At 35.8% G+C, this 23,071-nt stretch carries 19 protein-coding genes and 1 pseudogene; 5 read left to right on the top strand and 15 right to left on the bottom strand.

Annotation, left to right across the window (positions count from 1 at the left end; genetic code table 11):
- Positions 1–2: 2 nt before the first annotated feature.
- Both IGL17_RS03165 and fni read left to right on the top strand, forming a co-directional pair.
- The gene (locus tag IGL17_RS03165; RefSeq protein WP_002355777.1) at positions 3–1,109 is read left to right on the top strand and encodes a phosphomevalonate kinase; all 1,107 of its coding nucleotides are present in this window, start codon (positions 3–5) and stop codon (positions 1,107–1,109) included.
- Complete coding sequence (fni, locus tag IGL17_RS03160; RefSeq protein WP_010828616.1) at positions 1,093–2,115, top strand: type 2 isopentenyl-diphosphate Delta-isomerase; 1,023 nt, start codon at positions 1,093–1,095, stop codon at positions 2,113–2,115. Before IGL17_RS03165 ends, fni begins: the two co-directional genes overlap by 17 nt.
- A gap of 62 nt (positions 2,116–2,177) precedes the next feature.
- Here the strand turns inward: fni and IGL17_RS03155 are convergent, their stop codons facing one another.
- The 9 genes from IGL17_RS03155 to IGL17_RS03115 form a co-directional block, all read right to left on the bottom strand.
- Complete coding sequence (locus IGL17_RS03155) at positions 2,178–2,810, bottom strand: ABC transporter ATP-binding protein (protein ID WP_010828615.1); 633 nt, start codon at positions 2,808–2,810, stop codon at positions 2,178–2,180.
- On the bottom strand, positions 2,800–3,018 hold the full coding sequence (locus IGL17_RS03150) for a hypothetical protein (RefSeq protein WP_010828614.1): 219 nt from the start codon (positions 3,016–3,018) through the stop codon (positions 2,800–2,802). Before IGL17_RS03150 ends, IGL17_RS03155 begins: the two co-directional genes overlap by 11 nt.
- The gene (locus IGL17_RS03145) at positions 3,012–4,928 is read right to left on the bottom strand and encodes a hypothetical protein (protein ID WP_010828613.1); all 1,917 of its coding nucleotides are present in this window, start codon (positions 4,926–4,928) and stop codon (positions 3,012–3,014) included. Before IGL17_RS03145 ends, IGL17_RS03150 begins: the two co-directional genes overlap by 7 nt.
- Positions 4,929–5,015: 87 nt before the next feature.
- Complete coding sequence (locus IGL17_RS03140) at positions 5,016–5,381, bottom strand: lactococcin 972 family bacteriocin (protein WP_016618016.1); 366 nt, start codon at positions 5,379–5,381, stop codon at positions 5,016–5,018.
- Positions 5,382–5,693: 312 nt separating this feature from the next.
- Positions 5,694–8,291 (bottom strand): bifunctional acetaldehyde-CoA/alcohol dehydrogenase, encoded by a 2,598-nt coding sequence (adhE, locus tag IGL17_RS03135; RefSeq protein ID WP_010774536.1) that lies wholly within the window; start codon positions 8,289–8,291, stop codon positions 5,694–5,696.
- A 157-nt stretch (positions 8,292–8,448) separates the two neighbouring features.
- Complete coding sequence (locus IGL17_RS03130) at positions 8,449–8,754, bottom strand: post-transcriptional regulator (RefSeq protein ID WP_002355774.1); 306 nt, start codon at positions 8,752–8,754, stop codon at positions 8,449–8,451.
- A gap of 261 nt (positions 8,755–9,015) precedes the next feature.
- Positions 9,016–9,414 carry a preprotein translocase subunit YajC gene (gene yajC, locus IGL17_RS03125; protein WP_002383336.1) on the bottom strand — a complete coding sequence of 133 codons (399 nt, stop codon included), beginning with the start codon at positions 9,412–9,414 and terminating at the stop codon, positions 9,016–9,018.
- A gap of 60 nt (positions 9,415–9,474) precedes the next feature.
- Complete coding sequence (gene tgt, locus IGL17_RS03120; RefSeq protein WP_002355772.1) at positions 9,475–10,620, bottom strand: tRNA guanosine(34) transglycosylase Tgt; 1,146 nt, start codon at positions 10,618–10,620, stop codon at positions 9,475–9,477.
- A gap of 158 nt (positions 10,621–10,778) precedes the next feature.
- A complete protein-coding gene (locus tag IGL17_RS03115; protein ID WP_016617482.1) occupies positions 10,779–11,885 on the bottom strand; it encodes an iron-containing alcohol dehydrogenase family protein in 1,107 nt (368 codons plus the stop codon).
- A gap of 170 nt (positions 11,886–12,055) precedes the next feature.
- Between IGL17_RS03115 and IGL17_RS03110 the strand changes: the two genes are divergently transcribed.
- The 3 genes from IGL17_RS03110 to IGL17_RS03100 are packed head-to-tail and all read left to right on the top strand — an operon-like array spanning position 12,056 to position 15,404.
- Positions 12,056–13,519: an ABC transporter substrate-binding protein/permease gene (locus tag IGL17_RS03110; protein WP_438839733.1), complete on the top strand. Its 1,464-nt coding sequence runs from the start codon at positions 12,056–12,058 to the stop codon at positions 13,517–13,519.
- Positions 13,512–14,234, top strand: coding sequence for an amino acid ABC transporter ATP-binding protein (locus tag IGL17_RS03105; protein ID WP_002355769.1), 723 nt, complete (start codon positions 13,512–13,514; stop codon positions 14,232–14,234). Before IGL17_RS03110 ends, IGL17_RS03105 begins: the two co-directional genes overlap by 8 nt.
- 15 nt (positions 14,235–14,249) lie before the next feature.
- Positions 14,250–15,404 carry a pyridoxal phosphate-dependent aminotransferase gene (locus IGL17_RS03100; protein ID WP_016618013.1) on the top strand — a complete coding sequence of 385 codons (1,155 nt, stop codon included), beginning with the start codon at positions 14,250–14,252 and terminating at the stop codon, positions 15,402–15,404.
- Between the two features lie 45 nt (positions 15,405–15,449).
- On the opposite strand, the gene IGL17_RS03095 is transcribed toward IGL17_RS03100, so the two are convergent.
- The 6 genes and pseudogenes from IGL17_RS03095 to wsfD all read right to left on the bottom strand — a co-directional run bounded on the left by IGL17_RS03095 (position 15,450) and on the right by wsfD (position 23,060).
- Positions 15,450–15,761: a hypothetical protein gene (locus IGL17_RS03095; protein WP_016618012.1), complete on the bottom strand. Its 312-nt coding sequence runs from the start codon at positions 15,759–15,761 to the stop codon at positions 15,450–15,452.
- A gap of 15 nt (positions 15,762–15,776) precedes the next feature.
- Positions 15,777–16,637: a hypothetical protein gene (locus IGL17_RS03090; RefSeq protein ID WP_002385041.1), complete on the bottom strand. Its 861-nt coding sequence runs from the start codon at positions 16,635–16,637 to the stop codon at positions 15,777–15,779.
- A pseudogene (locus IGL17_RS03085) lies at positions 16,627–18,693 on the bottom strand (cellulose biosynthesis cyclic di-GMP-binding regulatory protein BcsB). Before IGL17_RS03085 ends, IGL17_RS03090 begins: the two are co-directional and overlap by 11 nt.
- 14 nt (positions 18,694–18,707) lie before the next feature.
- Positions 18,708–19,970: a glycosyltransferase gene (locus tag IGL17_RS03080; protein WP_002355764.1), complete on the bottom strand. Its 1,263-nt coding sequence runs from the start codon at positions 19,968–19,970 to the stop codon at positions 18,708–18,710.
- Entirely contained in the window at positions 19,967–21,550 is a 1,584-nt protein-coding gene (locus IGL17_RS03075) for a hypothetical protein (protein WP_002355763.1), read from the bottom strand. Before IGL17_RS03075 ends, IGL17_RS03080 begins: the two co-directional genes overlap by 4 nt.
- Positions 21,540–23,060, bottom strand: a complete 1,521-nt coding sequence (gene wsfD / locus IGL17_RS03070) for a glycan biosynthesis hexose transferase WsfD (RefSeq protein WP_202255335.1) — start codon at positions 23,058–23,060, stop codon at positions 21,540–21,542. The genes IGL17_RS03075 and wsfD overlap by 11 nt, the downstream gene beginning before the upstream one ends.
- Between the last annotated feature and the right edge of the window lie 11 nt (positions 23,061–23,071).

The following is a 23,071-nucleotide window of genomic DNA, read 5'->3' as shown; positions in this document are numbered from 1 at the left end:
GCATGATTGAAGTTACTACGCCAGGAAAGTTATTTATTGCAGGAGAATATGCCGTTGTTGAACCTGGCCACCCTGCCATTATCGTTGCTGTGGATCAATTCGTAACTGTAACTGTCGAAGAAACAACAGATGAAGGCAGTATTCAATCTGCACAATACAGCTCTTTACCTATTCGTTGGACACGCCGAAATGGTGAGCTTGTATTAGATATTCGCGAAAATCCTTTTCATTATGTTTTAGCGGCGATTCATCTAACTGAAAAATATGCGCAAGAGCAAAACAAAGAATTGTCATTTTATCATTTAAAAGTGACGAGTGAATTAGATAGTTCAAATGGAAGAAAATATGGTCTTGGTTCAAGCGGTGCGGTAACCGTTGGAACTGTCAAAGCCTTGAATATTTTTTATGATTTAGGTTTGGAAAATGAGGAAATTTTCAAATTATCAGCATTAGCTCACTTAGCCGTTCAAGGAAATGGTTCTTGCGGAGATATCGCCGCCAGCTGTTACGGGGGCTGGATTGCCTTTTCAACCTTCGATCATGATTGGGTCAATCAAAAAGTAGCCACTGAAACATTAACTGATTTGTTAGCAATGGACTGGCCTGAATTAATGATTTTTCCGTTAAAAGTACCGAAACAACTACGTTTACTAATTGGTTGGACAGGTAGTCCTGCGTCCACTTCAGACTTAGTTGATCGAGTCCATCAATCAAAAGAAGAAAAACAAGCGGCTTATGAGCAGTTCTTAATGAAAAGTCGGCTTTGTGTCGAAACAATGATTAATGGCTTTAACACAGGAAAAATTTCTGTTATTCAAAAACAAATTACTAAAAATCGCCAATTGCTCGCCGAATTATCTTCACTGACTGGTGTGGTAATCGAAACAGAAGCCTTGAAAAATCTTTGTGATTTGGCTGAATCTTATACAGGAGCTGCGAAATCTTCTGGCGCTGGCGGGGGCGATTGTGGGATTGTAATTTTCCGCCAAAAATCTGGGATTTTACCATTAATGACTGCTTGGGAAAAAGACGGAATTACCCCACTGCCACTTCACGTCTATACCTATGGTCAAAAGGAGTGTAAGGAGAAGCATGAATCGAAAAGATGAACATCTATCATTAGCTAAAGCGTTCCACAAAGAAAAAAGTAATGACTTTGATCGTGTGCGTTTTGTTCACCAATCGTTTGCTGAATCCGCTGTTAACGAAGTGGATATTTCCACTTCGTTTCTTTCTTTTCAGCTTCCCCAACCTTTTTATGTCAATGCAATGACAGGTGGTAGTCAGCGTGCAAAAGAAATTAATCAGCAATTAGGCATTATTGCCAAAGAAACTGGCCTTTTAGTTGCGACAGGATCTGTCTCGGCAGCGTTAAAAGATGCTAGTTTAGCGGATACGTATCAAATTATGCGAAAAGAAAACCCAGATGGACTCATTTTTGCCAATATTGGTGCAGGCTTGGGTGTGGAAGAAGCAAAGCGAGCGCTTGATTTATTTCAAGCGAATGCCTTACAAATCCATGTAAATGTGCCCCAAGAATTGGTCATGCCTGAAGGAGATCGTGATTTCACTAATTGGCTAACCAAAATTGAAGCTATCGTACAGGCCGTAGAAGTGCCTGTCATTGTCAAAGAGGTTGGCTTTGGCATGAGCCAAGAAACCTTAGAAAAACTTACCTCTATCGGCGTTCAAGCAGCGGATGTGAGCGGCCAAGGCGGAACGAGTTTTACACAAATTGAAAATGCCCGGCGGAAAAAACGAGAACTTTCTTTCTTAGATGATTGGGGGCAATCAACGGTCATCTCTCTTCTGGAATCACAAAATTGGCAAAAGAAACTAACTATTCTCGGTTCTGGCGGTGTGCGTAACTCTCTTGATATTGTCAAAGGACTCGCTTTAGGTGCCAAAAGCATGGGAGTTGCTGGGACTATCTTAGCTTCCCTTATGAGTAAAAATGGTTTAGAAAATACCCTAGCCCTTGTACAGCAATGGCAAGAAGAAGTGAAAATGCTTTATACTCTTTTAGGTAAAAGAACCACAGCTGAGATAAGAACAGCTGAATTGGTGCTCGATCCAATCTTAGTCAATTGGTGCCAACAACGAGGAATTAAATAAAAAAATAAGTAAGGTCTAAGTAAGAATACTTAAATCTTGCTTATTTTTTATTTACCAAAAATTTACTTATTTTCTGTCAAATGTATAATTTGATTTGCATATTGAAACAGATTTTCATCATGGGTTACCATAACTACTGACTTATTACTTTGTGTAACTAAATTTTGTAAATAGTTTACTAAAATCATTCCATTTTCTTGATCTAAATTTCCTGTAGGTTCATCTGCGAAAAGAATATCAAAGGGTTTCAACAAACTTCTAATTAAAGCCACTCTTTGTTGTTCACCTCCACTTAAAAAAGAAACTTTTTTCTTTTTTAAGTTAGACAATTCAAATTTTTCTAAATACGCATCGACAGCTGATTCATCTGTTTCTTTATTAAATTTCAATGCTAATTTAAGATTGTCAAGTACACTCATTGACTCGATTAACCCATAATTTTGAAACATATAACTAATACAGTTTCTTCTCAACAATTGAATTCTTTTATTTGTTAATTCACTTTTATTATAGTAATTCAATATGCCAGAATGCTGATTTTCTAACAAACTCAATTCATTGATTAATGTGGTCTTTCCAGAACCACTTTTTCCAGTTATAATAATGAATTCTCCAAAATCTGCTGTAAAAGAAAAATTGGAAACGATTTGTTTATTCCCTCTCTTAATCGATAAATTCTCAGCTTCAATAATCATAAATACTCTCCTTAAAAAATTCCTTTGTCTTTCTTTTTGAAAAAACAGTAAAACAAATAATATTTAATAAAATTAAATATAAAATAAATACTACATTTAATTGATTTATGCCCAGCCAATATTGAGTGACGATTAACGTAAGTAATTCTAACCCTATCGGAAAAAAAATAACATCCATTGCTTGCTCTACGATTGAATAGCCTAACATTTTTTTACAAACACTTTTTTTAGATATAAAGTATAGATTCCTGATACAAACAAACTATTTAATGCTGTAAGTAAGACAATCAAAAGAGCTAACTGAACACTATTTTCAATAAAACGTTTCTTATTTCGAAAAATAGCATCGCCAACATTTCTGTAAACAGATTCTGTTGAAATGATTACATTTTGTAAATTCTCTCTTCTAATATCTGTTTGCAACAAATTAAACGGTTCATCTACTCCTATATGTTCAAAATCAATAACCAAACCACCATTTTCAGTTAAAATATTCCCCCAGAATAAACCACTCATAAGATGAGGGTTCATAATTATTGCAATCGGGTCTACAATCATATTTTGATTTTCTTCTGTTCCATAATACGTACTATAAGTAAAATATCTCTGATTATTTTTTACTAAAATAGGTGTTACTTTTATTTCTTTCAATATAATCTCTTGATTCGGTGGTTCTTCTTGTAAATAAAAACGTGTTGCTTCTTCATAATTTTCTTTAATTTTACTTATTAAATGTTTGTACTTTTCTGGAATTAACACGTACAATTCATTTGAATGCGTGTTTATCCTATCTACCTCATTATTATTGACAAAAGCAATTGGATTTCTTTCTAAATAATTTTTATCGATAATAATATCAATTCCACCTGGTTCTGTTAAAAATTCTTCAGCAGTTAACCCCCGCATCTCACCTACATAAATAGGCTTGTTTGCTTTGTTTTTTTGGAGTTCTACGTAGTTGTAAGGTGCTACAATAAATGTAGGATATTTTTTGGAAATATTATGATAAAATTTTTGAGCCTTCTCAAGATAAGCCTTTTCCTCCTGTTGATTATTTCTGTTTAATTGATTCGTAATTCTCAAGGTATATAACTTTTTTGTCTGTAGCCAATTTTCTTCTTGTAAATTTAACTTAACTAATTTTTGAAAATTATTTTGTGTAACCATAGATTGTTTAAAAAACAGTGTTAAAGAAAGAACTAACAAAACTGCTAAAACAGCTAATGCTACTCTTCCTCTAAAAAAACCTTTTATTATATTTATAATGTTAATATTTTGTATCAAAATTCCCATTAACAATAAATAAACCAAACTTAACAGCAAAACAGCACTAGTAGTATATAGAATTGTTTTTACTATTAGTGTTCTATCTACAGTCCAAAAACGAATGATACAAAATGTGCTTGCTAACAAAAAACCAGATAGAACCGGTAAAAAATTCCTAAACGAAGCAATTAGCATACTTTTCAAAGGATACCCCAACATTTTTTTTATAGCAACCACTTTTTTTTGGGTAAATACTAACATAACAAGGCTTATACTAAAGAAAAGCACTAAATAAAGTAGAATAGTTAATTGGATATCGTCAGCATTTAATATTGAAGCTTTTATTGATTCTTGCACTGTAACATGTCCATAATTTTTGAATACCTCAATGAATTTCTTTAAATCCCCTTTAACATAAAAAACGCTACCCATGCCTACATTTTTCAATTGGAAAAATGAAAATAAATTAACTTCCATAAGATTATTAGGAATTTTCAACCTTCCTATATTGTTTTTCCCGCTCCTATTTGAAGCAAACTTAGTCGAATTATTTGTAGGATATCCCCCAGATTCTAACTTTAATTGTTTCTGTGGATTTGCCGAAATAATCATTAGTTTATTTATCTCAGTAAAGTTATATTGAGCCACTGTACTTTTTGTTTCTAAAGAAACTTTTTGTAATTCTTCGGCTAACTTATCGGTATCTTTATCTTTATCATAAGTTATATGGAGTTCCTTTACGTCATCATATAACAGATTTTCTAAAAGATTATTTTCTAAAACAATAAATAAAGTAAACATTGATAATGTGAATATCACACTACTCAATAAAAAAATTAACTTTTTTAGCATCTCTTTTCTTCCCTAATCAATAATTATTTTCTTATTATAAAAAATAGCTTGGAATATAAGAACTAATTTATATTCCAAGCTTATTATTTAATAAATATTCCACCAACCTGTATTTCCTCTTAACGTTGCATTACAAGTAGCATAAGCTCGTCTCCCAGCTCTTTGTTTGTCTCGGACAGAGCCTCCCCAACCATTCTTTGCTGTAGCACTGTGAGTTAATCTTCCGTGAGAGTAACTAGCCCATACTTTAAAGCCATTTACTCCACAAGAAAAATCTCCGCCCCCTGCAGCAGCTCTAAATTTAGTTTTGTATTCATCAGGTTCTCCAACAAAAGTTGCATCCATTCCACCACCAGCTATTGCCTCACTGTCCTCATTCCCGTTAGCATAAGCATACCCACTTCCAAAGACTGATACAACAACCAACAAACCTAAAAGAATAATTTTCCTCATAAAAACACCCCTTAATTAAGAATAAATTAATTATACTATAATCAAAAATAAATTAAAAGGGTTTTCAAAAAAAAATTAATAAATATTTTATAAAAATAACGAACTATCGAAAGTAACCTTACTATATAATATTAACACCTACAAAAAAACACATATAAATTATAATTCATCAAAGATACTGAAAATTCAAGTTTCTAAATAAATATGAAGAAATATTTATAATTTTTTAAATCATTTTTTTATAATAAAAATAATTTAAAATTATAATTATAAAAGACCTGGCGTTTTTGCCAGGTCTTTTCCTAAATACTTTTATCCTACATAAGCATCTAAGATAATTTGTTTTAGTTCACTAATTAATGGTTCTTTCGGATTTGCAGTTGTACATTGGTCTTCATATGCAAGTTCTGCCATACGATCAACCGTGGTGTCTAATGTTTCTTGTGAGACACCTTGGGCTTTCAAGTTCATGTCAATTCCGACTGATTTACCTAGGTCTGCTACTGCTGTTGCTAAAGCTTCTACTAATTCTGCGGTAGTATTTCCTTTTAAGCCTAAGAATTTTGCAATGTCTGCATAATCAGTATCGGCGCGGAAGTAATCATATTTAGGGAACATTGCGTGTTTTGATGGATCTTTCGCATTGTAACGAATAATATGTGGTAATAAAATCGCATTTGTACGACCATGTGGAATGCCATATTCCCCACCAATTTTATGAGCAATAGAGTGACAAATACCTAAGAATGCATTGGCAAATGCCATCCCTGCCATGGTTGATGCATTATGCATTTTTTCGCGAGATTCCATATCTGGACGTTTCACTGAATTTTCTAAATGATCGAAAACTAACTTGATTGCTTGTAAACTTAAACCACGTGTGTAATCTGAAGCCATCACGGAAACATAAGATTCAATAGCATGTGTTAAAACATCCATACCTGTATCTGCAGTGACTGAAGCTGGCACAGACATTACGAACTGTGGATCAACAATCGCTACATCTGGTGTTAACGCATAGTCTGCTAACGGATATTTCACGTGTGTTTCACTATCAGTAATAACGGCAAATGGTGTAACTTCTGAACCAGTTCCTGAAGTAGTTGGGATACAAACAAATTGTGTTTTTTCTGGTTTGGCAATTTTATATGTCCGTTTGCGGATATCTAAGAATTTTTGTTTTGCACCAAAGAACTCTGTATCTGGGTGTTCATAGAACATCCACATGCCTTTCGCCGCATCCATTGCAGAACCGCCACCCAAGGCAATCACTGTATCTGGTTGGAAATCAACCATCATTTTGGTACCTGCATAAACAGTATTTGTTGATGGGTTTGGTTCAACATCAGAAAATACTTCGATTTTCACATCATTTTTACGTTTTTGTAGCTCTTTACGTACGATATCTGCATAGCCAAATTGAACCATACCTGGGTCACAAACTAACATGACACGTTCAACATTTTCCATTTTTTGTAGATATTGTAAAGAATTTTTTTCAAAGAAAATTTTTGGAGGTAATTTAAACCATTGCATATTATTTCTCCGTTTCGCTACCGTTTTAATATTAATTAAGTTAATGGCTGATACGTTTTTAGAAACAGAGTTTTTCCCGTATGAACCACAACCAAGTGTTAAGGATGGAATCATTTCGTTATAAATGTTACCGATACCGCCTTCTGCTGATGGAGTATTCACTAAAATACGACAAGCTTTCATACGTAAACCAAAAGCAACTTGTAACTCTTCATCTTCTGTATGAATTACTGCTGTATGTCCTAAACCACCTAAGTTTAACATCGCTTCACATAGTTCAAATGCATGCTCTGCATTGTTTGATTTCATCATTGCTAAAACTGGCGATAATTTTTCTCTTGATAATGGATATTCTGGACCTGCACCTTCTAATTCAGCGACTAAAATTTTTGTGCCTTTTGGTACGCTAATTCCTGCTAATTCAGCAATTTTTTCTGCAGAGTTACCGACAATCGCTGGATTTACTGCGTATTTACCTTCATTCATCACTGCATCTTCTAGTTTTTGTAATTCATTCGGTTTCACGAAGTAAACATTGTGTGCTTCAAACTCAGCTTTGACAGAAGCATAAATTTCTTTATCCACAATGATCGCTTGCTCAGAAGCACAAATCATTCCATTATCAAATGATTTTGAAACAATTAAATCATTAACCGCACGTTTTACTTTAGCCGTTTTTTCAATATAAGCTGGTACGTTCCCAGGACCAACGCCTAGTGCTGGTTTACCTGTTGAGTACGCAGATTTTACCATGCCTGCGCCACCAGTTGCTAAAACAATGGCAATCCCTGGATGATTCATCAAAGCAGATGTTGCATCAATCGATGGTTGTTCAATCCATTGAATACAATTTTCTGGTGCACCTGCTGCAATCGCCGCATCCCGTACAATACGTGCCGCTTCTGCCGAACATTTTTGTGCGCTAGGATGGAAAGCAAAAACAATTGGATTTCTTGTTTTTAAGGCAATTAGTGATTTAAAAATAGTTGTTGACGTTGGGTTTGTTGTTGGTGTGACCCCACATACCACGCCAACTGGCTCAGCAATTTCCATTAAACCGGTTTGTTCGTCTTTGTTAATTACACCCACTGTTTTATCATGTTTAATATTATTCCAAATGTATTCAGATGCATACATATTTTTGATTGCTTTATCTTCATAGATTCCACGGCCAGTTTCTTCGACAGCCATTTTTGCTAAAGGCATATGTTGGTCTAACGCCGCCATCGCCATTTGATGGACAATGTGATCTACTTGTTCTTGTGTAAAATCTTCCATTGCTTTTAAAGCGACATTCGCTTTTGTTGCTAATTCATCAATCATTGATGAAACATCAACCGTTTCTGTCTTTTCTTTTTTTACTGTTTTAACCATGTTCATCCTCCTAAGAGTTTCATTTTAAAAAAACTTTGTTAACTATTTCACATTCACATCATACAACATAAAACGAATCTTGTAAATAGTTTTTGTGATATTTTTCACAACTATTTATAATTTTTTTTATCTCAAAAAAAAAGACCTATTCTTTTTTCTAGAATAAGTCTTCAATATCATGCCAGTCCCTTAAAGGATTTTTTGATGTCTGTGCCAATAATTGTTGATAGTCAAAAAATTCATTTGGCTTAACCTTCTGAATGTCTTTACGACAGTCTTTGACAGATAAATGGGTTTGTTTTTTCCAACGATAGGTGAGTAAATAAGTCAATAAATCTTCTTCGTTGATGGAAGAATAACCTAGTTCACGAAAATTTTGGCACTTCTTTTTAATACTTTTATTGAGCATTTTTTGTTGTAACCAACTTAATTTTTCCTTTGTCATGGGCTCTTCTCCTTCCAACCAAGCGAAAGATTGCTCACTTTTTAACTATCTTCCAACACTATAAAAAGGAACCTTTTTTGTAAACTTAATAGTTAAAAAGGACTTAGGACGTAAGTCCAAATGACCTACCTTCCTAGTCCTACATTTTAAGATAAACGACACGAGCGGAATAGGAATTATCTCTTCTTATTGGCTTTCTCGTGTGACTACTGGTCACAGTTTCGCCTTTGAAAAGCCTGTTCCGCTCTCTCTAACCATTAAATGAATTAGTTGAACCGTTTAGTCTTTCTTTTCTTTTGAAGGATCTGATGTTTCAGGAACTTCAGTTACTTCTTCTGTGACTGTCTCTTCAACTTCTGTGACTGGTACACTAGTTACTGCTGAATCATTTGTAACAGCAGTTCCAGGTGTTACAGTTCGAATTGCTGCACGGTCAAATTCTAAGACAATACCTTCGCAATCGATTAAAACTGTTTTTTCGTTGATTTCACTTAAAACACCATGTAAACCACCAATTGTGACAACACTATCGCCAGTTTTCATTGCGTTTAGTTGTTTTTGACGTTCTTGTTGTTGTTTCTTTTGAGAACGCGTCATGAAAAACATCATTCCTCCTAAAAGGACTAATGTAAAAATCATTGTAAATCCGCCACCCATTTGTTTCACCTCACTCTGCATTATTCACACTACTAACTGTATCAAAAAAATGCTTGAAGAACTAGTTTTTTCCTCTAATTTTTAGAAACTTTTTGCATTCGCTTTATTAAAGCCATATTCTTCAAAAAACGCTTGTCGGAATTCTAATAAATTGTCGTCCATAATTGCTTGACGGACATTTTTCATTAAGTCTAACAAGAAGTATAAATTATGATACGATGTTAAACGGATTCCGAATGTTTCATCACATTTAATCAAATGACGAATATAGGCCCGCGTATAATTACGACAAACATAACAATCACATTTTTCATCAAGCGGACGAAAATCTCTTGCATATTGGGCATTTTTAACAACCAAGCGACCTTGTGAAGTCATACAAGTACCATTGCGCGCAATACGTGTTGGTAGCACACAATCAAACATGTCAATCCCACGAATCACTCCATCAATTAATGAATCAGGGGCACCCACACCCATTAAGTAACGTGGTTTATTTTCAGGAATTAACGGTGTCGTAAAGTCTAAGACTCGGTTCATTTCTTCCTTAGACTCACCAACAGATAAGCCACCAATCGAATAGCCAGGAAAATCCATACTCACTAAATCTTTAGCACTTTGACGACGTAAATCTTCAAATCCCGCACCTTGAACAATACCGAATAATCCCTGTCTATCAGGATTCGCATGGGCTTTTAAGCCACGCTCAGCCCAACGAGAAGTCCGTTCAATCGAACGTTTGACATACTCATAGCTTTCATCAAATGGTGGACATTCATCAAAGCTCATCATAATATCTGATCCTAATTTATTTTGAATATTGATCGCTTTTTCTGGAGAAAGGAACATTTTTGAACCATTTAAATGATTTCTAAAATGCACACCTTCTTCTTCGATTTTCCGCATATCACTTAATGAGAAGACTTGGAAGCCACCTGAATCAGTTAAAATAGGTTGATCCCAGTTCATAAATTTGTGTAAACCGCCTGCTTCTTCGACTAAATCTTCACCTGGGCGTAACCATAAATGGTAAGTATTACTTAAAATAACACCGGCACCCATTTCTTTTAATTCTTCTGGTGACATTGTTTTAACTGTCGCAAGTGTACCTACCGGCATAAACATTGGTGTTGGAAATGTGCCGTGAGGAGTAATTAATTCACCTAAACGCGCACCTGTGTGTTTATCTTTTTTGATTAAACGATAACGAATGGCTGGTTCCGTCATTCATTTCCCTACTTTCTACTATAATTTGTCCTCCCATCATCATACTTTTTTTTTATTGAATTTGCAAGGATTTCTCAAGGTTTCTTTTTTCAAAAAAGGATCCTTAAAAAACATCAACTAGTTCAAATAATTCAAATGAGCTAGTTGCTGTTTGGCACTTATTTTGTCGCTGTATATTTTTCTAAATCTTGCATCGCTGTTTTCACAATTTCAGGGGTAATTTTTTGTTTCATATAATGAATCGTTTCGCCTTCTATACAAGCACGTTCTGCTACTTCTTGATACTCGGCTTCAGTTAAGTCCATCTCCATTTCTTTTAAAGAAATAGGCAAACCTAGTTGGTGATAGAAAGGAATTAATTCATCGATTTCTTGCCATTTCTCTTCAATGGCTAATTGAACAAACACACCATACGCCACTTTGTTTCCATGCAATTGTTGATGGCTAGCTGGCAGCAAAGTTAGTGCATCATGAATGGAATGGGCACCCGCTGTCCGACCATAATCATCGCCAAAGCCACCCACCATTCCACCAATAATTAAATTCGTTTCGATGACATCAATAAACGATTGATTTAATTGCTGCTCTTCCATCGCTTTTAAAGCATTGATACTTTCATTTAACAAAATATCGCGACATTTTTCCGCGGCAAAATGAGAAACTTGAATAGGTAACACTTGGACATCTAACTGCGAAATAATCGCATCTGCTTCGTACCATTTAGCTAATGTATCCCCAATACCTGCCACCATTAAGGACCGAGGCGAATGCAATAACACTCTTGGTTCTACCAACACCAAAGCGTTTGCTTGCGGAAAAACGTCATACCGTTCCATTGCTCCATCTTCTCGATACATTACACTCAATGGCGTGCACGGCGCACAAGTAGCTGCTAAAGTGGGTAAAATAATTACCGGTAATGCCATTTTGTGTGCTAAGGCTTTGCCCAAGTCGGCCACTTTTCCTCCACCAACAGCGACGATGGCCTCTAAATGATTGTCCAGCACTTGTGCTTCTAACTCTTGCACACGTTGATCTGTACAAACACCTCCATAGTTTTCAAAAACAGCTGTTACTTTTTGAAACGTCGGAAAATACGGTTTTGCCGCTTGCCATGACTCAGTCCCGTGTAAAATGAATACACGATGAATATTTCTGCATAATAGTTGTCCTTCTAATAATTCCCACGAACCAATTTCACAAAGATACTCTTGTGGTGTCCCTCTCACAATTAATGATTGTTCCATCTTGAAAATCCCCTTCATTTTTGACTTTTGAAAAATTTTTTGAAAAAGTTGTATTTTTTCAACTCTACTACTTTTCCTTTTACATATTCTATGATATGATAAACCACATCATAACACAATAAATTTTTATACATTTATTCGCTTTTTTTGAATATTTATAAAAATAATACAAAAAGGAGTTTACGCAAATGACCAAATGTAAAAAATGGCTACAGACGATTTTACCAATTTTATTCTTGTTGCTCTCATTATTACCTATTAAAGAAACTTTTGCAGCCGAAAACGATCCAGTCTATGACAAAATCATCCAAAAGGGAGAACTAGTTGTCGGCCTATCCGCAGACTATGCCCCTTATGAATTTCATGCAAAAGTAGATGGTGAAGATAAAATTGTCGGTTTTGATATTTCTATTGCTCAAAAAATTGCCGACGATTTAGGCGTTAAATTAAAAATCGAAGAACTAGGCTTCGATGCTCTGTTAGGGGCCTTAAAAACTGGCAAGATTGACATGGTCATCTCTGGCATGTCGCCAACGCCTGAACGATTAAAAGAAGTAGCTTTTTCTCAACCATATATGAACGTTCAACAAAGAGTCATTGTTCGGAAAGAAGACAAAGATAAATTTCATTCCACTAAAGATTTCGAAGGCGTTCGTGCAGGTGCCCAAAAGCAAACGACACAAGAAGAATTAATTAAAACCGAATTAACCGGTGCTGTCCCTACTTCTCTTCAAAAAATTCCAGATTTAATTATGAATCTAAAAAATAATAAATTAGATGCAGTCGTTATGGAAGAACCGGTTGGCGAAGCCTATGTTTCTCAAAATGAGGATTTAGCTTTTGCTGATGTTACCTTTGAAAAAGTCTCAAAAGATACTGCCGTTGCTTTTCCTAAAGATGCGCCCGTTTTGACGGAGAAAGTAAATGCCTCTATTAAACAAATTAATGATCAAAAATTAATGGACGGTTATAAAAAAGAAGCCAATCAATTAATGTTCCAAAAAGATCAAAGCTTTTTACAAAAGTATGGAAAGTTCTACCTTAACGGTGCAGGCTATACCATTTTCCTAGCTTTCATTGGTGTTTTGTTTGGTGCCATTTTAGGGGCATTACTTGCCTTAATGAAGTTAGCCAATTCCAAAATTTTACGTGGCATTGCCATTGCTTATATTGAATATGTTCGTGGCACTCCTTTGCTTGTTCAAATTTTTATTGTCTATTTCGGGACAGGCGTTCTTGGTTTAGACTTATCAAAAGTAGCAGCTGGTTGTATTGCCCTTTCTCTAAACAGTGGTGCATATGTAGCAGAAATTATTCGTGCTGGTATTCAGGCGGTTAATAAAGGACAATTGGAAGCTGCTCGTTCTTTGGGAATGAATCAAAACCAAGCAATGCGATACATCATTTTCCCACAAGCTATTAAAAATATTTTACCAGCGTTAGGCAATGAATTTGTTACAGTAATTAAAGAATCTTCCGTTGTTTCAGTCATTGGTGTTTCGGAACTAATTTTCCAAGCTGGCAACGTTCAAGGAGCAAGTTTTAAACCCTTCTTACCTTACTTAATTGTATCGTTGATTTATTTCGTCCTAACCTTTACTATCTCACGTCTATTAGGTGTTGCTGAAAGGAGAATGAGTACTAGTGATTAACATTAAAAACTTACAGAAAACATTCGGAAAAAATGAAGTACTTAAAGGAATTGACTTAGAAATTGAAGCTGGTGAAGTTGTCGTAATTATTGGCCCTTCTGGCAGTGGTAAAAGTACTTTTTTACGTTGCTTAAACTTATTAGAAACACCAACTGGTGGCAGCGTTGAATTTGAAGGAAAAAATTTATTAGATAAAAATACCAACATTGATCAACTTCGTCAAAAAATGGGCATGGTATTCCAAAATTTCAATCTTTTCCCGCATAAAAATGTCTTGGAGAACTTAACGATTAGTCCTGTTAAAGTAAAAAAAGAAGCCGCTGCCGAAGCCACAGAACATGCTCTTTCTTTACTGGAACAAGTTGGTTTATCAGATAAAAAAGAAAATTATCCCGCTCAACTTTCTGGTGGGCAACAACAACGGGTAGCGATTGCTCGTGCTTTAGCCATGCGCCCTGACGTGATGCTGTTCGATGAACCAACTTCTGCCTTAGACCCTGAAATGGTGGGTGAAGTGCTATCCGTTATGAAAAATTTAGCTATTGAAGGGATGACAATGGTAGTGGTTACCCACGAAATGGGCTTCGCAAAAGAAGTCGCGGACCGTGTCATTTTTATGGATGCAGGAATTATTCAAGAAGAAGGCACACCTGAAGAAATTTTTGATGCGCCACAAAACCCAAGAACACAAGATTTTCTAAGAAAAGTTTTATAAAAAGGAGCACCTGGTATGGATCGCAAGAATATCGCAACACGTTACCAACAACCTACTGAAAATTTACTCATGGATATTGCAACATTGGCGAAAAAGACCCCAAATTTAATCGATTTATCGATTGGTGATCCTGACTTAATTACCGATGAGCGGATTATCGAACAAGCAGCTAACGATGCCAAAAATGGGCATACAAAATATACCGCTTCTGATGGTAGCGAGGCATTCATTGAGGCGGTCATTCAGTTTTATCAGTCACATTATCAATTATCTTTTCAACCGAATCAAGTCCGGGCCACAGTTGGCGCTCTGCACGGGATGTACCTTGCCTTACAAGTGATTCTAAATCCTGGAGATGAAGTGATTATTCATGAACCTTACTTCTCTCCTTATAAAGACCAAGTTCTTTTAGCAGATGGCGTTCCGGTCTTTTTACCAACCTATGAAAAAGATGGTTTCCAAATTGATGTAGCTCTTTTGAAAGAAAAAATCACGCCTAAAACCAAAGCGATTATTCTTAATTCACCTAATAACCCGACAGGCGCTGTTTTCTCTGAAGAAACTTTCAGAGAAATTGCACAGGTAGCGATTGAACACAACTTATACATTCTTTCAGATGAAGTTTATGAAGCCTTTTGTTTCCAAGAAACGTTTACTCCCATGGCTACGTTTGCTCCAGAAAATACTATCACTTTTGGTAGCTTTTCAAAAGCCTTTGCAATGACTGGTTGGCGTATTGGTTATATGATTGCCCCAGACTATATTAACGAAGTAGCCAAATTAATTAATGAAGGCGTTACGTATTCTGCGCCTACGTTGTCACAGCAAGCAGGAATCTATGCGTTACAACATTTTGACGAATTTGTAGACCCAATCGTTGAAGTGTTCCAAACACGTTTAGAGTATGTGGCCCAACGAGTAGCAAAGATCCCTTTCCTTTCGCTTCATCCAGTCAAAGGAAGTATTTACGCCTTCATTAACATTCAAAAAACCGGACTAACTTCCGTTCCTTTTGTGGAAAAGCTTTTAAAAGAGACACAGGTATTAGTGATTCCTGGAAAAGCATTTGGTGAAAAAACGGGCGATGAGTACATTCGTTTAGCCGCAACACAAAATTTAGATTTATTAAAGGAAGCGTTCGATCGAATTGAAAGAATGACCTTTGAATAAAAAGCTTCTGCATTAGCTAATAATCATAGCTAATGCAGAAGCTTTTTAGATTTCTTCTATCAATTCAATCGCTTGCCCACCAACATGCGGTGGAATCGACATAGTCATCGGTGGCAAGCCCACGACTGTGAAACGGACTTTGGTTCCTTTTTTCAAGTGAGACAGTGGGATACTTTCCTCTAACTGTTCAACAAATATGTTTAAAATTACCCCATGAGAAAATAAGGGAACAATGGATTCTGGATCACTTTCTGCTTGGATATTTTCTAAATGTAATCGCATTGACAATGGCTGCGTCTCATTTAACACACCAGCCTCTGCTAATTTCCCTGTAAAAACAGCAATTTTTTCAGTCATTTGTTTGCCTCCTTTTTAAACATCATATTGAAGAGAATTAATTCCATCCCCTAAAAATTCTGAAGCGTTGTTAAATTCGGCAGGATCATATTTGGTATAGGAAACTTGTAATGTCAAAGTAATATTTCTTAAGGTTTCAGAATGGGCAAATTTCTCTTGAGCTTGTTGTTTGAATTCTTTTCTAGTAGTGTATCCGTCATCCCCATCGCGGAAAATTAATAACGCCCAAGTCGGCGGTGTGCCGTCGATAAAGTATGGTAAGAAGCGATCATCCGTTGTCTCTTTAATCGCCGCTGTCACGATTTGTAGCAATTCATTCTTTTGTTCAGGACTTAATAAGTTACGAATACTTTCCCAATAGGCCACTCGGATTACGACTAAATATAACGGCGCTTCATAACGTGTAGAAATATCAGAAAATAAATCGAATCCTTCCTCGTACATTTTTGCTGTTCTTAAATTAGTTACTGCATCTAACGCATTTAACCGTGAAGTTTCTTTACGTAAGCGAATATTTTCTTCTTCAATCGTACGAATTTGATAAGTCACTGCATAGATTGTTAAACAGTAGAGTGGCGGCATGATTAGCCAAAATAATGAGCCATAGCTAAACAAATCATGATAGACATACTGATATACAACATAAGTCAATTGTAGAAAAATAAATATAAGCGAAAATGTTAACCCCGCTGTAATTCCTACAAAATAGGTAACAATAATTAAGATAACTGAAATTAATAGACAACTTAAGTCCACAAAGAAATCATTCGTTCCTAAGGCCATAAAGATGGTTGTGCCGACAACCAAAACAATTCCTACCAACAAAGTTAAATCCAAAAGTAAGGTCACTCGTTTTTGATTCACTCTATTCCCCACCTTTCAAATTCTTCTTCACGATGAAGAACGCACTTAATCCAATAATGGTCATACCAATTAAGAAGACAAATAGATAAATCATTAATTTATGATTATTGACAATTCGTTTACCTAATGATTCGTTGCTAACGTTGCTTACACGTTTTTTGAAACGATAATCATAGCGACGATAGTTCGGATCGACCACAATGGCATCTCCTTTGTACATAGAAGTATTCTTCTCTGTATTCACTTGTGTAGAGGCTAAAAAGACACCTTGTGATTTAGCTCCCGTTAAGATTAACGCCGCGGCTTTCGCATTATATGGAGAAAACATTAGCTGCGCCGTACCGATTTGTTTGCCATAATCTTTTTCAATGCTTAGTTTCTCGTTTGAAACAAAACGTGTGAAGTCCTTATCATAATGGAAATATAACTGATCGTTTAACTTACGAATCATCGGATTATCCTTAGGCGTACCAAAAATAATCAAGTTATGATTTTCTAATGCCGCATTTTTAGGCGCTTTTTTATAATACGTAATCTCACCGACATTACTTTCGGCATAATTACCAATTAAGTTAAATAAATTGGTCAACACTTTAAAATAGTTGTCGTCCATTTTTTCTGGTAATAAAATCGCTAAATCAGCAAAAGAACGGCTTCTGATAAAAATGTTCGGATAGTTGTTAAATAATATGTCATTCAGTTCTTCTGTTTGAATAAACGCATTCGAATTATTTTCAATAAAGGCCCATGGAGTCTGACCATTTCGCAAAACTTCTGGTGATTTAACATTCAAATCAAAAGCAACTTTTAAAACAAAACTATCAGCAATTTCTAAGTTCTTTGGAAATTCGAGATTTAATTCATCACCGTTCGCACGAGCAGCGGTTAATTTCTTGCTGCCAATTGGTTTATCATTGGCATAGACCGTCACTAAAGAAGAATCAAAATCTAAGTTTTCAGCGTATTTAAAATGTAAATGCACGCGACTTCCATTGGCATTGTTTCGATCCACTGGTAAATTGACAAAGTACGTTTGTTCTTGGTGATAGGCCCCTTCTAGTTTGTCCCCCGTTGAGGTTAATGGATAATTTCCATCAAATTCTAAAGTTGAACTAAACGTATCGGTATTCTCATCAACTGTTGTCTCTTCTTTATCTGTTTGGGTCATTAATTCATAATTGGCTAAATAACGTCCCGCACGAACAAGTAAGTCCTCATCTTTAGAAGTAGCTACTAAAACATGCTTATCTGGTTGATTGAAAAATTTTAAGACAGCCTGGTCCTACACACGTTTGCTATCAATTTGACTTTTATACTGATCTGGTAATTTATCATAGCTGGCAATAATCAACTGATAGGGTGCTGACTGTTCTTTGTTCAAAGAAGCCATTGGCAACAATTCTTCTGAGGTAGTAATCAAACGAGCAGCACCAGCTAACGCATGGGTCGCTGCAGCTAATTCTTTTTCCGATGCATTTTCTGGTGTCAAAATAACACTGTGTTTATTTGCAATCGTGTCTGCTCCCACAAAATGATTATAAAAAGAATGAATTGTATTCTCTGGTAATTGTAAATCGTATTGGAAGTTTACGTTAGATCCTTCATACATCGTTAACCAATTTGCCGGAGTTTCAATTAAATTATACATGTCGTTTCCTGCCTGATTAATAATTTGGCCCTCAACAGTCAATGTATTTGTCTCTTTAATCAGTTCCAAAGGGATTTCAATCGTCTTTTGTTGAATACCAGTCGTATTTTCAGGACGCCAAGAATAAAACTTCACACCATTAACTGCCACAGTTAAATCTGAGGTCTGATTATTTTTTAATTGTGTGATTTGGTAAGTCATATTGAATGATGCTTTTTTTACGTCCCAATAATCAATTTTTGTAAAATACATGGTGCTACGGACAGAAGTACCTGTTAAAGAGATTGTTTTATTTTGAAAAGATTGTGTAAAGGTATGGTTGTCTTGTTCTTTGTTTTCGGCGTATACGGTCGGACTTGCGACACCAATCAGAATTGCCAGAAAGAACAACCCTATTAAAGTGACTGTTTTTTGTTTCATTGCACGTTTCCTCCTTATTTAAATCGTTCAGTTTTGTACCATTTTGTTTGTGTTTGTTTATGAAAAACATTTTCTTTAATATACATCACCATGCCATAAGCGGCGACTACTAGCCACATCTGACTGTATGTAATATACATCAAGGCAATAATTAAGATATTCTCTAAAGTCATTTCGCCTTTTTCGGTTGTAATACTGACAAAAGTACTGAAAATAAATAACAAAATCGCTAACAACCACAAGGAATTGCTAAATCCTTGCAGGGTCGTTGTTAAGTAACCAGACATTGATAAAACTAACATGATGTCTGACAAAACGAGCGATGTCATTAAGAGAAAATAAATGGACAAGAAATATAAAATATCAAAACGGATCCGACTCGCTTTAGGATTAAACAATAATTTAGCATTTTTAACAATGACATAAATATTGCCTTTGACCCATCGCGTCCGTTGTCGGAACCAAACTGACAAAGTTTGTGGCTCTTGCTCCCACGTCACTGCTTTTGGTTGAAACTTAATTTTATAGCCCATCATATAGATGCGGAAACTGATTTCTGTATCTTCGGCTAACGCTTTGTCATCCCAGCCGCCAATGGCTTCAATAATACTACGACGAACAATGAAATTTGTGCCAGGAATCGTGCATAACTTAAATAATTGAAAACGACCGGCTTGTGCCATCCATTGAAAGGCCAGTGTCTCGATATTAATAAAGCGTGTCAACAAGCTTGCATTGCGATTTCTCGTTCTAAATTTACCAATAACCGCGCCGTATTCCTCACTAGCGATTAACTCTCCAACTAAATAACGGAGTGCATTCGGTTCAGGTGTATTGTCCGCATCATAAATGGCAATCACGTCCCCCTTGGCTTGCTTGAAACCAATGTTTAAGGCATTAGACTTACCTTTCCCACCTGTTATATTGTCTGTATTAATAATCTGCAAATTTCGATTAACCGCCTTTTTTTGGACGTTAGCTAAAAGCTCAGCACTATTATCACTTGAGTTGTCATTAATCACAATAATTTCATAGCGATCTTGCGGATAATTAAAATTCAATAACGCTTCAACTGTCCGCACAATGACAATTCCTTCATTATGGGCCGGCACCATAATTGAAACAAACGGCGCGTCTTCGTCCTCTACAGGTGGTGGTGCGACAGGATCTGTTTTTAAATAATAAACATAGCCAAAAATAACTAAGAGAATATTTACAATTAGTAGACTCCAAATAATGATAGTTGCTGTTAACATTACAATGTCAGCAATGGTCATTTGTCTTCCTCCTTATTAATATATTTCGACCGATAATTCTTTCGTCCAATCATAAACAAAATAATCAGGATGATTAAAGTCAGCGTGACAACGCCAATCAAAATATTGTTTGTAATACTGAAAAAGAATGAAAATAAGCCTGTAAATCGTTGTTTTTCAACTGTTGAGGCCCCTGTATCAGCCAAACCATTGACAATTTGATTGTTTAAGAAGAACCGATTATTCCGAAATTCGATTTTCTGCGTTTGTGTTTGAACAGTGAAATGTTGATCCGCTTCTGAAACACTAAACACTATTGGTGCTTCCTTGACTTCTTGAATTAGATGATCCACTTCTTTTTTAGAATTTGGAAATGAAAAACTAATGGTGGTCGGCATTGGAAATCGATAGTCATTCGGATTATCTTTATCCGTCCATTCAATCCCCGATAAATAATCATACGGTAAATCAAACAAAGCATTCTTATAAGTGATTGATTCTCCCGTTTGGTTCCGATAAAAAACGCGTTCAATCGGCGGATTTTCTCTTAGAATCACTGTATCACTAATTGCTAGACCATCCTCTTGGTATTGAAGGTCTTGATTCCAGTATCCTGGAGCAGAAATGCCTACTGGATAGACATGTCTGTCGACCAATAAACTAATCTGCTGCTCCATCAATTGTTTCAAGGCACGTTGGTCATTTAAATCAACATTGTTAACGACCGGTGTTTCTAAGAAAATGACCCCCGTCGAAGCAAACGCACGTAACGCATTCGTAAATAGTTTATAAGGTAAAATCGTATTGTTTTGTGAAACGCTCGTACTGGATAAAATATAAGGATACGTGGTTTTAACTAATTCTTCTTGCAAATAGGTTGCCACAGACATATCTCTTAACGGGTTAAAATCAGAAATCGTCAAAAACGGCCGTGACATTTTTTCACTTTCCAGCCATTGACTAATTACGTCTAAGCTTTCTAAAAAAACAGCGCCTTTGCGTTCAAACATTGGGAGAAAAGCATGCCCATTCTCAATTACACCAAATGGATATTCTTCTGGTGCTAATTCTTGTGTTTTTAATCGGCCAACCGTCTGACCTTGCGTATTTTCCAGCACAACTGATTGATCTTGAAAAGGCAATACTTGAGAAAAGCGGTTTTTTTCATCTTCTAACCGATATTGACGATGACTTAATTCTTTCCACGTACCGCTAAAATATTGTTTTTCATCGTCACGCATGTTTCGACCAATGTGTAATTGTTTGCCTTTAAAATGAACTCGATCTGCTAGAAAATCAGAGGCAATAACGCCGGCTTGTTCAGGCCAATTCACCATAGAAATCAAACTGTCATAGCCATCATTTAGCAATTCGCCAGGCACATAGTCTGACACCGCCACACTCTGAACTTCTACCCCAAAACTCGTCAACACTCGTTGTAAAGCATCCACATCATTTTCTTTTTTCCCAGCAATATTCAAGCTGTCATAGACAAGTAAGACATGTTTACTTGGTGCAGCCAGCGCCGGTTTGGCAAAGCCACAAAAAACGAAAAAGAGTAAGAAACACACCCAGCCAATAAGATATTGTTTATTTTTCAATTCCCTCTACCTCCCCAATGACTTGTGGTGTTGTATCTTGCCACATTCGTTTACCAATAACATCAGAAACAATTTGTAACAAGAGAAAATCTAAAAATACTGAGACTAAAAACAAATGACGTACTAAGTCACTATCCCCATCAATAATAATTGTTGAAATGAAAACAACTAATAAATTTAGATAAATTCCTGTCATTAAAAAGAAGCGAAAAACTAATCTGGGTTCGTTTCTCTTGATTCCTCTGTATAAACCAACGCCATATAAACCAAACAGAATCACGCCTAATAATAGATAGAAAGCAAAGTTTTTAGGGAAAAAACTGGCTTTAATACGGTTATACACCATAAAAAATTTAGATTGTTCCAGCGGTGCACGCCCCGTCGTTTTCTCAAAATTCCCCACATTATTAGGCTTTACTAAGTAAACATTTGGGACCGCTGAATTCAGTCCTTGCCATAATTCAGATGGATAATTTAAATAATTCAATAACACCCATCCAAAACTCGTTTTATCAAAAAAATCTTTTTTCATTTGTTCAGAAGTTGGTGATACAGGACTGTATTCTTCAAAGTAGGAACGTCCCTTTTGCAACCCATATTGCGGGTTGATTCCGCCCTCTGACATCCGTTTATCCGGAACCTTACTATCCTTCATTACACCGCGCGTCATGCTGTGGTAGACATCACGTTCATAGATATCGTTAGGAACGATAAAAGCTGCTAACGTTGTAAAACCAATCAACGCAATTAAAAAGGCCATCATTGACAATCTTTGGTAACGTTGTGACAAGTAGACAAAAAATCCTAATCCAGCAATAATTACGCCAATAATCAGCAAATATTCTTGGCGTGTTGTCCCTATTAAAAGTACTACTGCTTGTGCCAAGATAACCAAAACTATTCTTCTGAGCCAAGTTCGTGGTTTCGTCACCCGATAAAAATAGACTGAAAATGCTAAGACACTCACAGAAAGTAAAAAACTCGTCGCTTCTGTATAAAAGGAATTAAAATAAATCGTATAGGAGGTATCCCCCAAGATGAAAATAACCAACAAGGAGATAAGATAACTTTTTTTCAAAGATACGCCTTCGGTTAAGCCTCGTACCAGAATATAAATTGACACTAAAAAACAACTAAGATAAACGAAACCTAAGAAACGAATATCGAAAAGTGTCTGACTATAAAAAAGTTTATTAAGCCAAATGGCAACGGTGATGAAAAATTGTTGAGTGGAAACAAAGTGCGTCGTTGTTTCATTAAAATAACGCATAATTGAAAAGTCCTTAACAAAATAGGCCACATTGTCGTAGCTATCACCATTGACACGATAAAGACTATTTGAATTTAACACACGAAAATACTCGCCATTATCTCCCAAGCCATTAATCGGATAAACAAATAACAAAATGCTTGTCACTAACCCAATCCCTAAAACGGCCAAAAGACTTGGAGAAATATAACGACTCAACCATTCAAAAGCCGAGTTCATGTATTTTTTGATCTTTTCCATGCTTTCACCTC

Origin of the sequence: Enterococcus sp. AZ088 (genome assembly GCF_051714845.1) — a bacterium.
Classification (GTDB): domain Bacteria; phylum Bacillota; class Bacilli; order Lactobacillales; family Enterococcaceae; genus Enterococcus; species Enterococcus faecalis.
Note: the sequence above shows the minus strand (reverse complement) of the source record. Positions and strands in the feature narration are given on the sequence as shown.

What these genes read in the sequence shown, in the direction of transcription:
- IGL17_RS03150 (WP_010828614.1), bottom strand. Translation starts at nt 3,018, where the DNA reads ATGTTAGGCTATTCAATCGTAGAGCAAGCAATGGATGTTATTTTTTTT.
- IGL17_RS03140 (WP_016618016.1), bottom strand. Translation starts at nt 5,381, where the DNA reads ATGAGGAAAATTATTCTTTTAGGTTTGTTGGTTGTTGTATCAGTCTTT.
- IGL17_RS03115 (WP_016617482.1), bottom strand. Translation starts at nt 11,885, where the DNA reads ATGAAGGGGATTTTCAAGATGGAACAATCATTAATTGTGAGAGGGACA.
- yajC (WP_002383336.1), bottom strand. Translation starts at nt 9,414, where the DNA reads ATGCAGAGTGAGGTGAAACAAATGGGTGGCGGATTTACAATGATTTTT.
- tgt (WP_002355772.1), bottom strand. Translation starts at nt 10,620, where the DNA reads ATGACGGAACCAGCCATTCGTTATCGTTTAATCAAAAAAGATAAACAC.
- IGL17_RS03095 (WP_016618012.1), bottom strand. Translation starts at nt 15,761, where the DNA reads ATGACTGAAAAAATTGCTGTTTTTACAGGGAAATTAGCAGAGGCTGGT.
- fni (WP_010828616.1), top strand. Translation starts at nt 1,093, where the DNA reads ATGAATCGAAAAGATGAACATCTATCATTAGCTAAAGCGTTCCACAAA.
- IGL17_RS03145 (WP_010828613.1), bottom strand. Translation starts at nt 4,928, where the DNA reads ATGCTAAAAAAGTTAATTTTTTTATTGAGTAGTGTGATATTCACATTA.
- adhE (WP_010774536.1), bottom strand. Translation starts at nt 8,291, where the DNA reads ATGGTTAAAACAGTAAAAAAAGAAAAGACAGAAACGGTTGATGTTTCA.
- IGL17_RS03100 (WP_016618013.1), top strand. Translation starts at nt 14,250, where the DNA reads ATGGATCGCAAGAATATCGCAACACGTTACCAACAACCTACTGAAAAT.
- wsfD (WP_202255335.1), bottom strand. Translation starts at nt 23,060, where the DNA reads ATGGAAAAGATCAAAAAATACATGAACTCGGCTTTTGAATGGTTGAGT.
- IGL17_RS03080 (WP_002355764.1), bottom strand. Translation starts at nt 19,970, where the DNA reads ATGACCATTGCTGACATTGTAATGTTAACAGCAACTATCATTATTTGG.
- IGL17_RS03110 (WP_438839733.1), top strand. Translation starts at nt 12,056, where the DNA reads ATGACCAAATGTAAAAAATGGCTACAGACGATTTTACCAATTTTATTC.
- IGL17_RS03155 (WP_010828615.1), bottom strand. Translation starts at nt 2,810, where the DNA reads ATGATTATTGAAGCTGAGAATTTATCGATTAAGAGAGGGAATAAACAA.
- IGL17_RS03165 (WP_002355777.1), top strand. Translation starts at nt 3, where the DNA reads ATGATTGAAGTTACTACGCCAGGAAAGTTATTTATTGCAGGAGAATAT.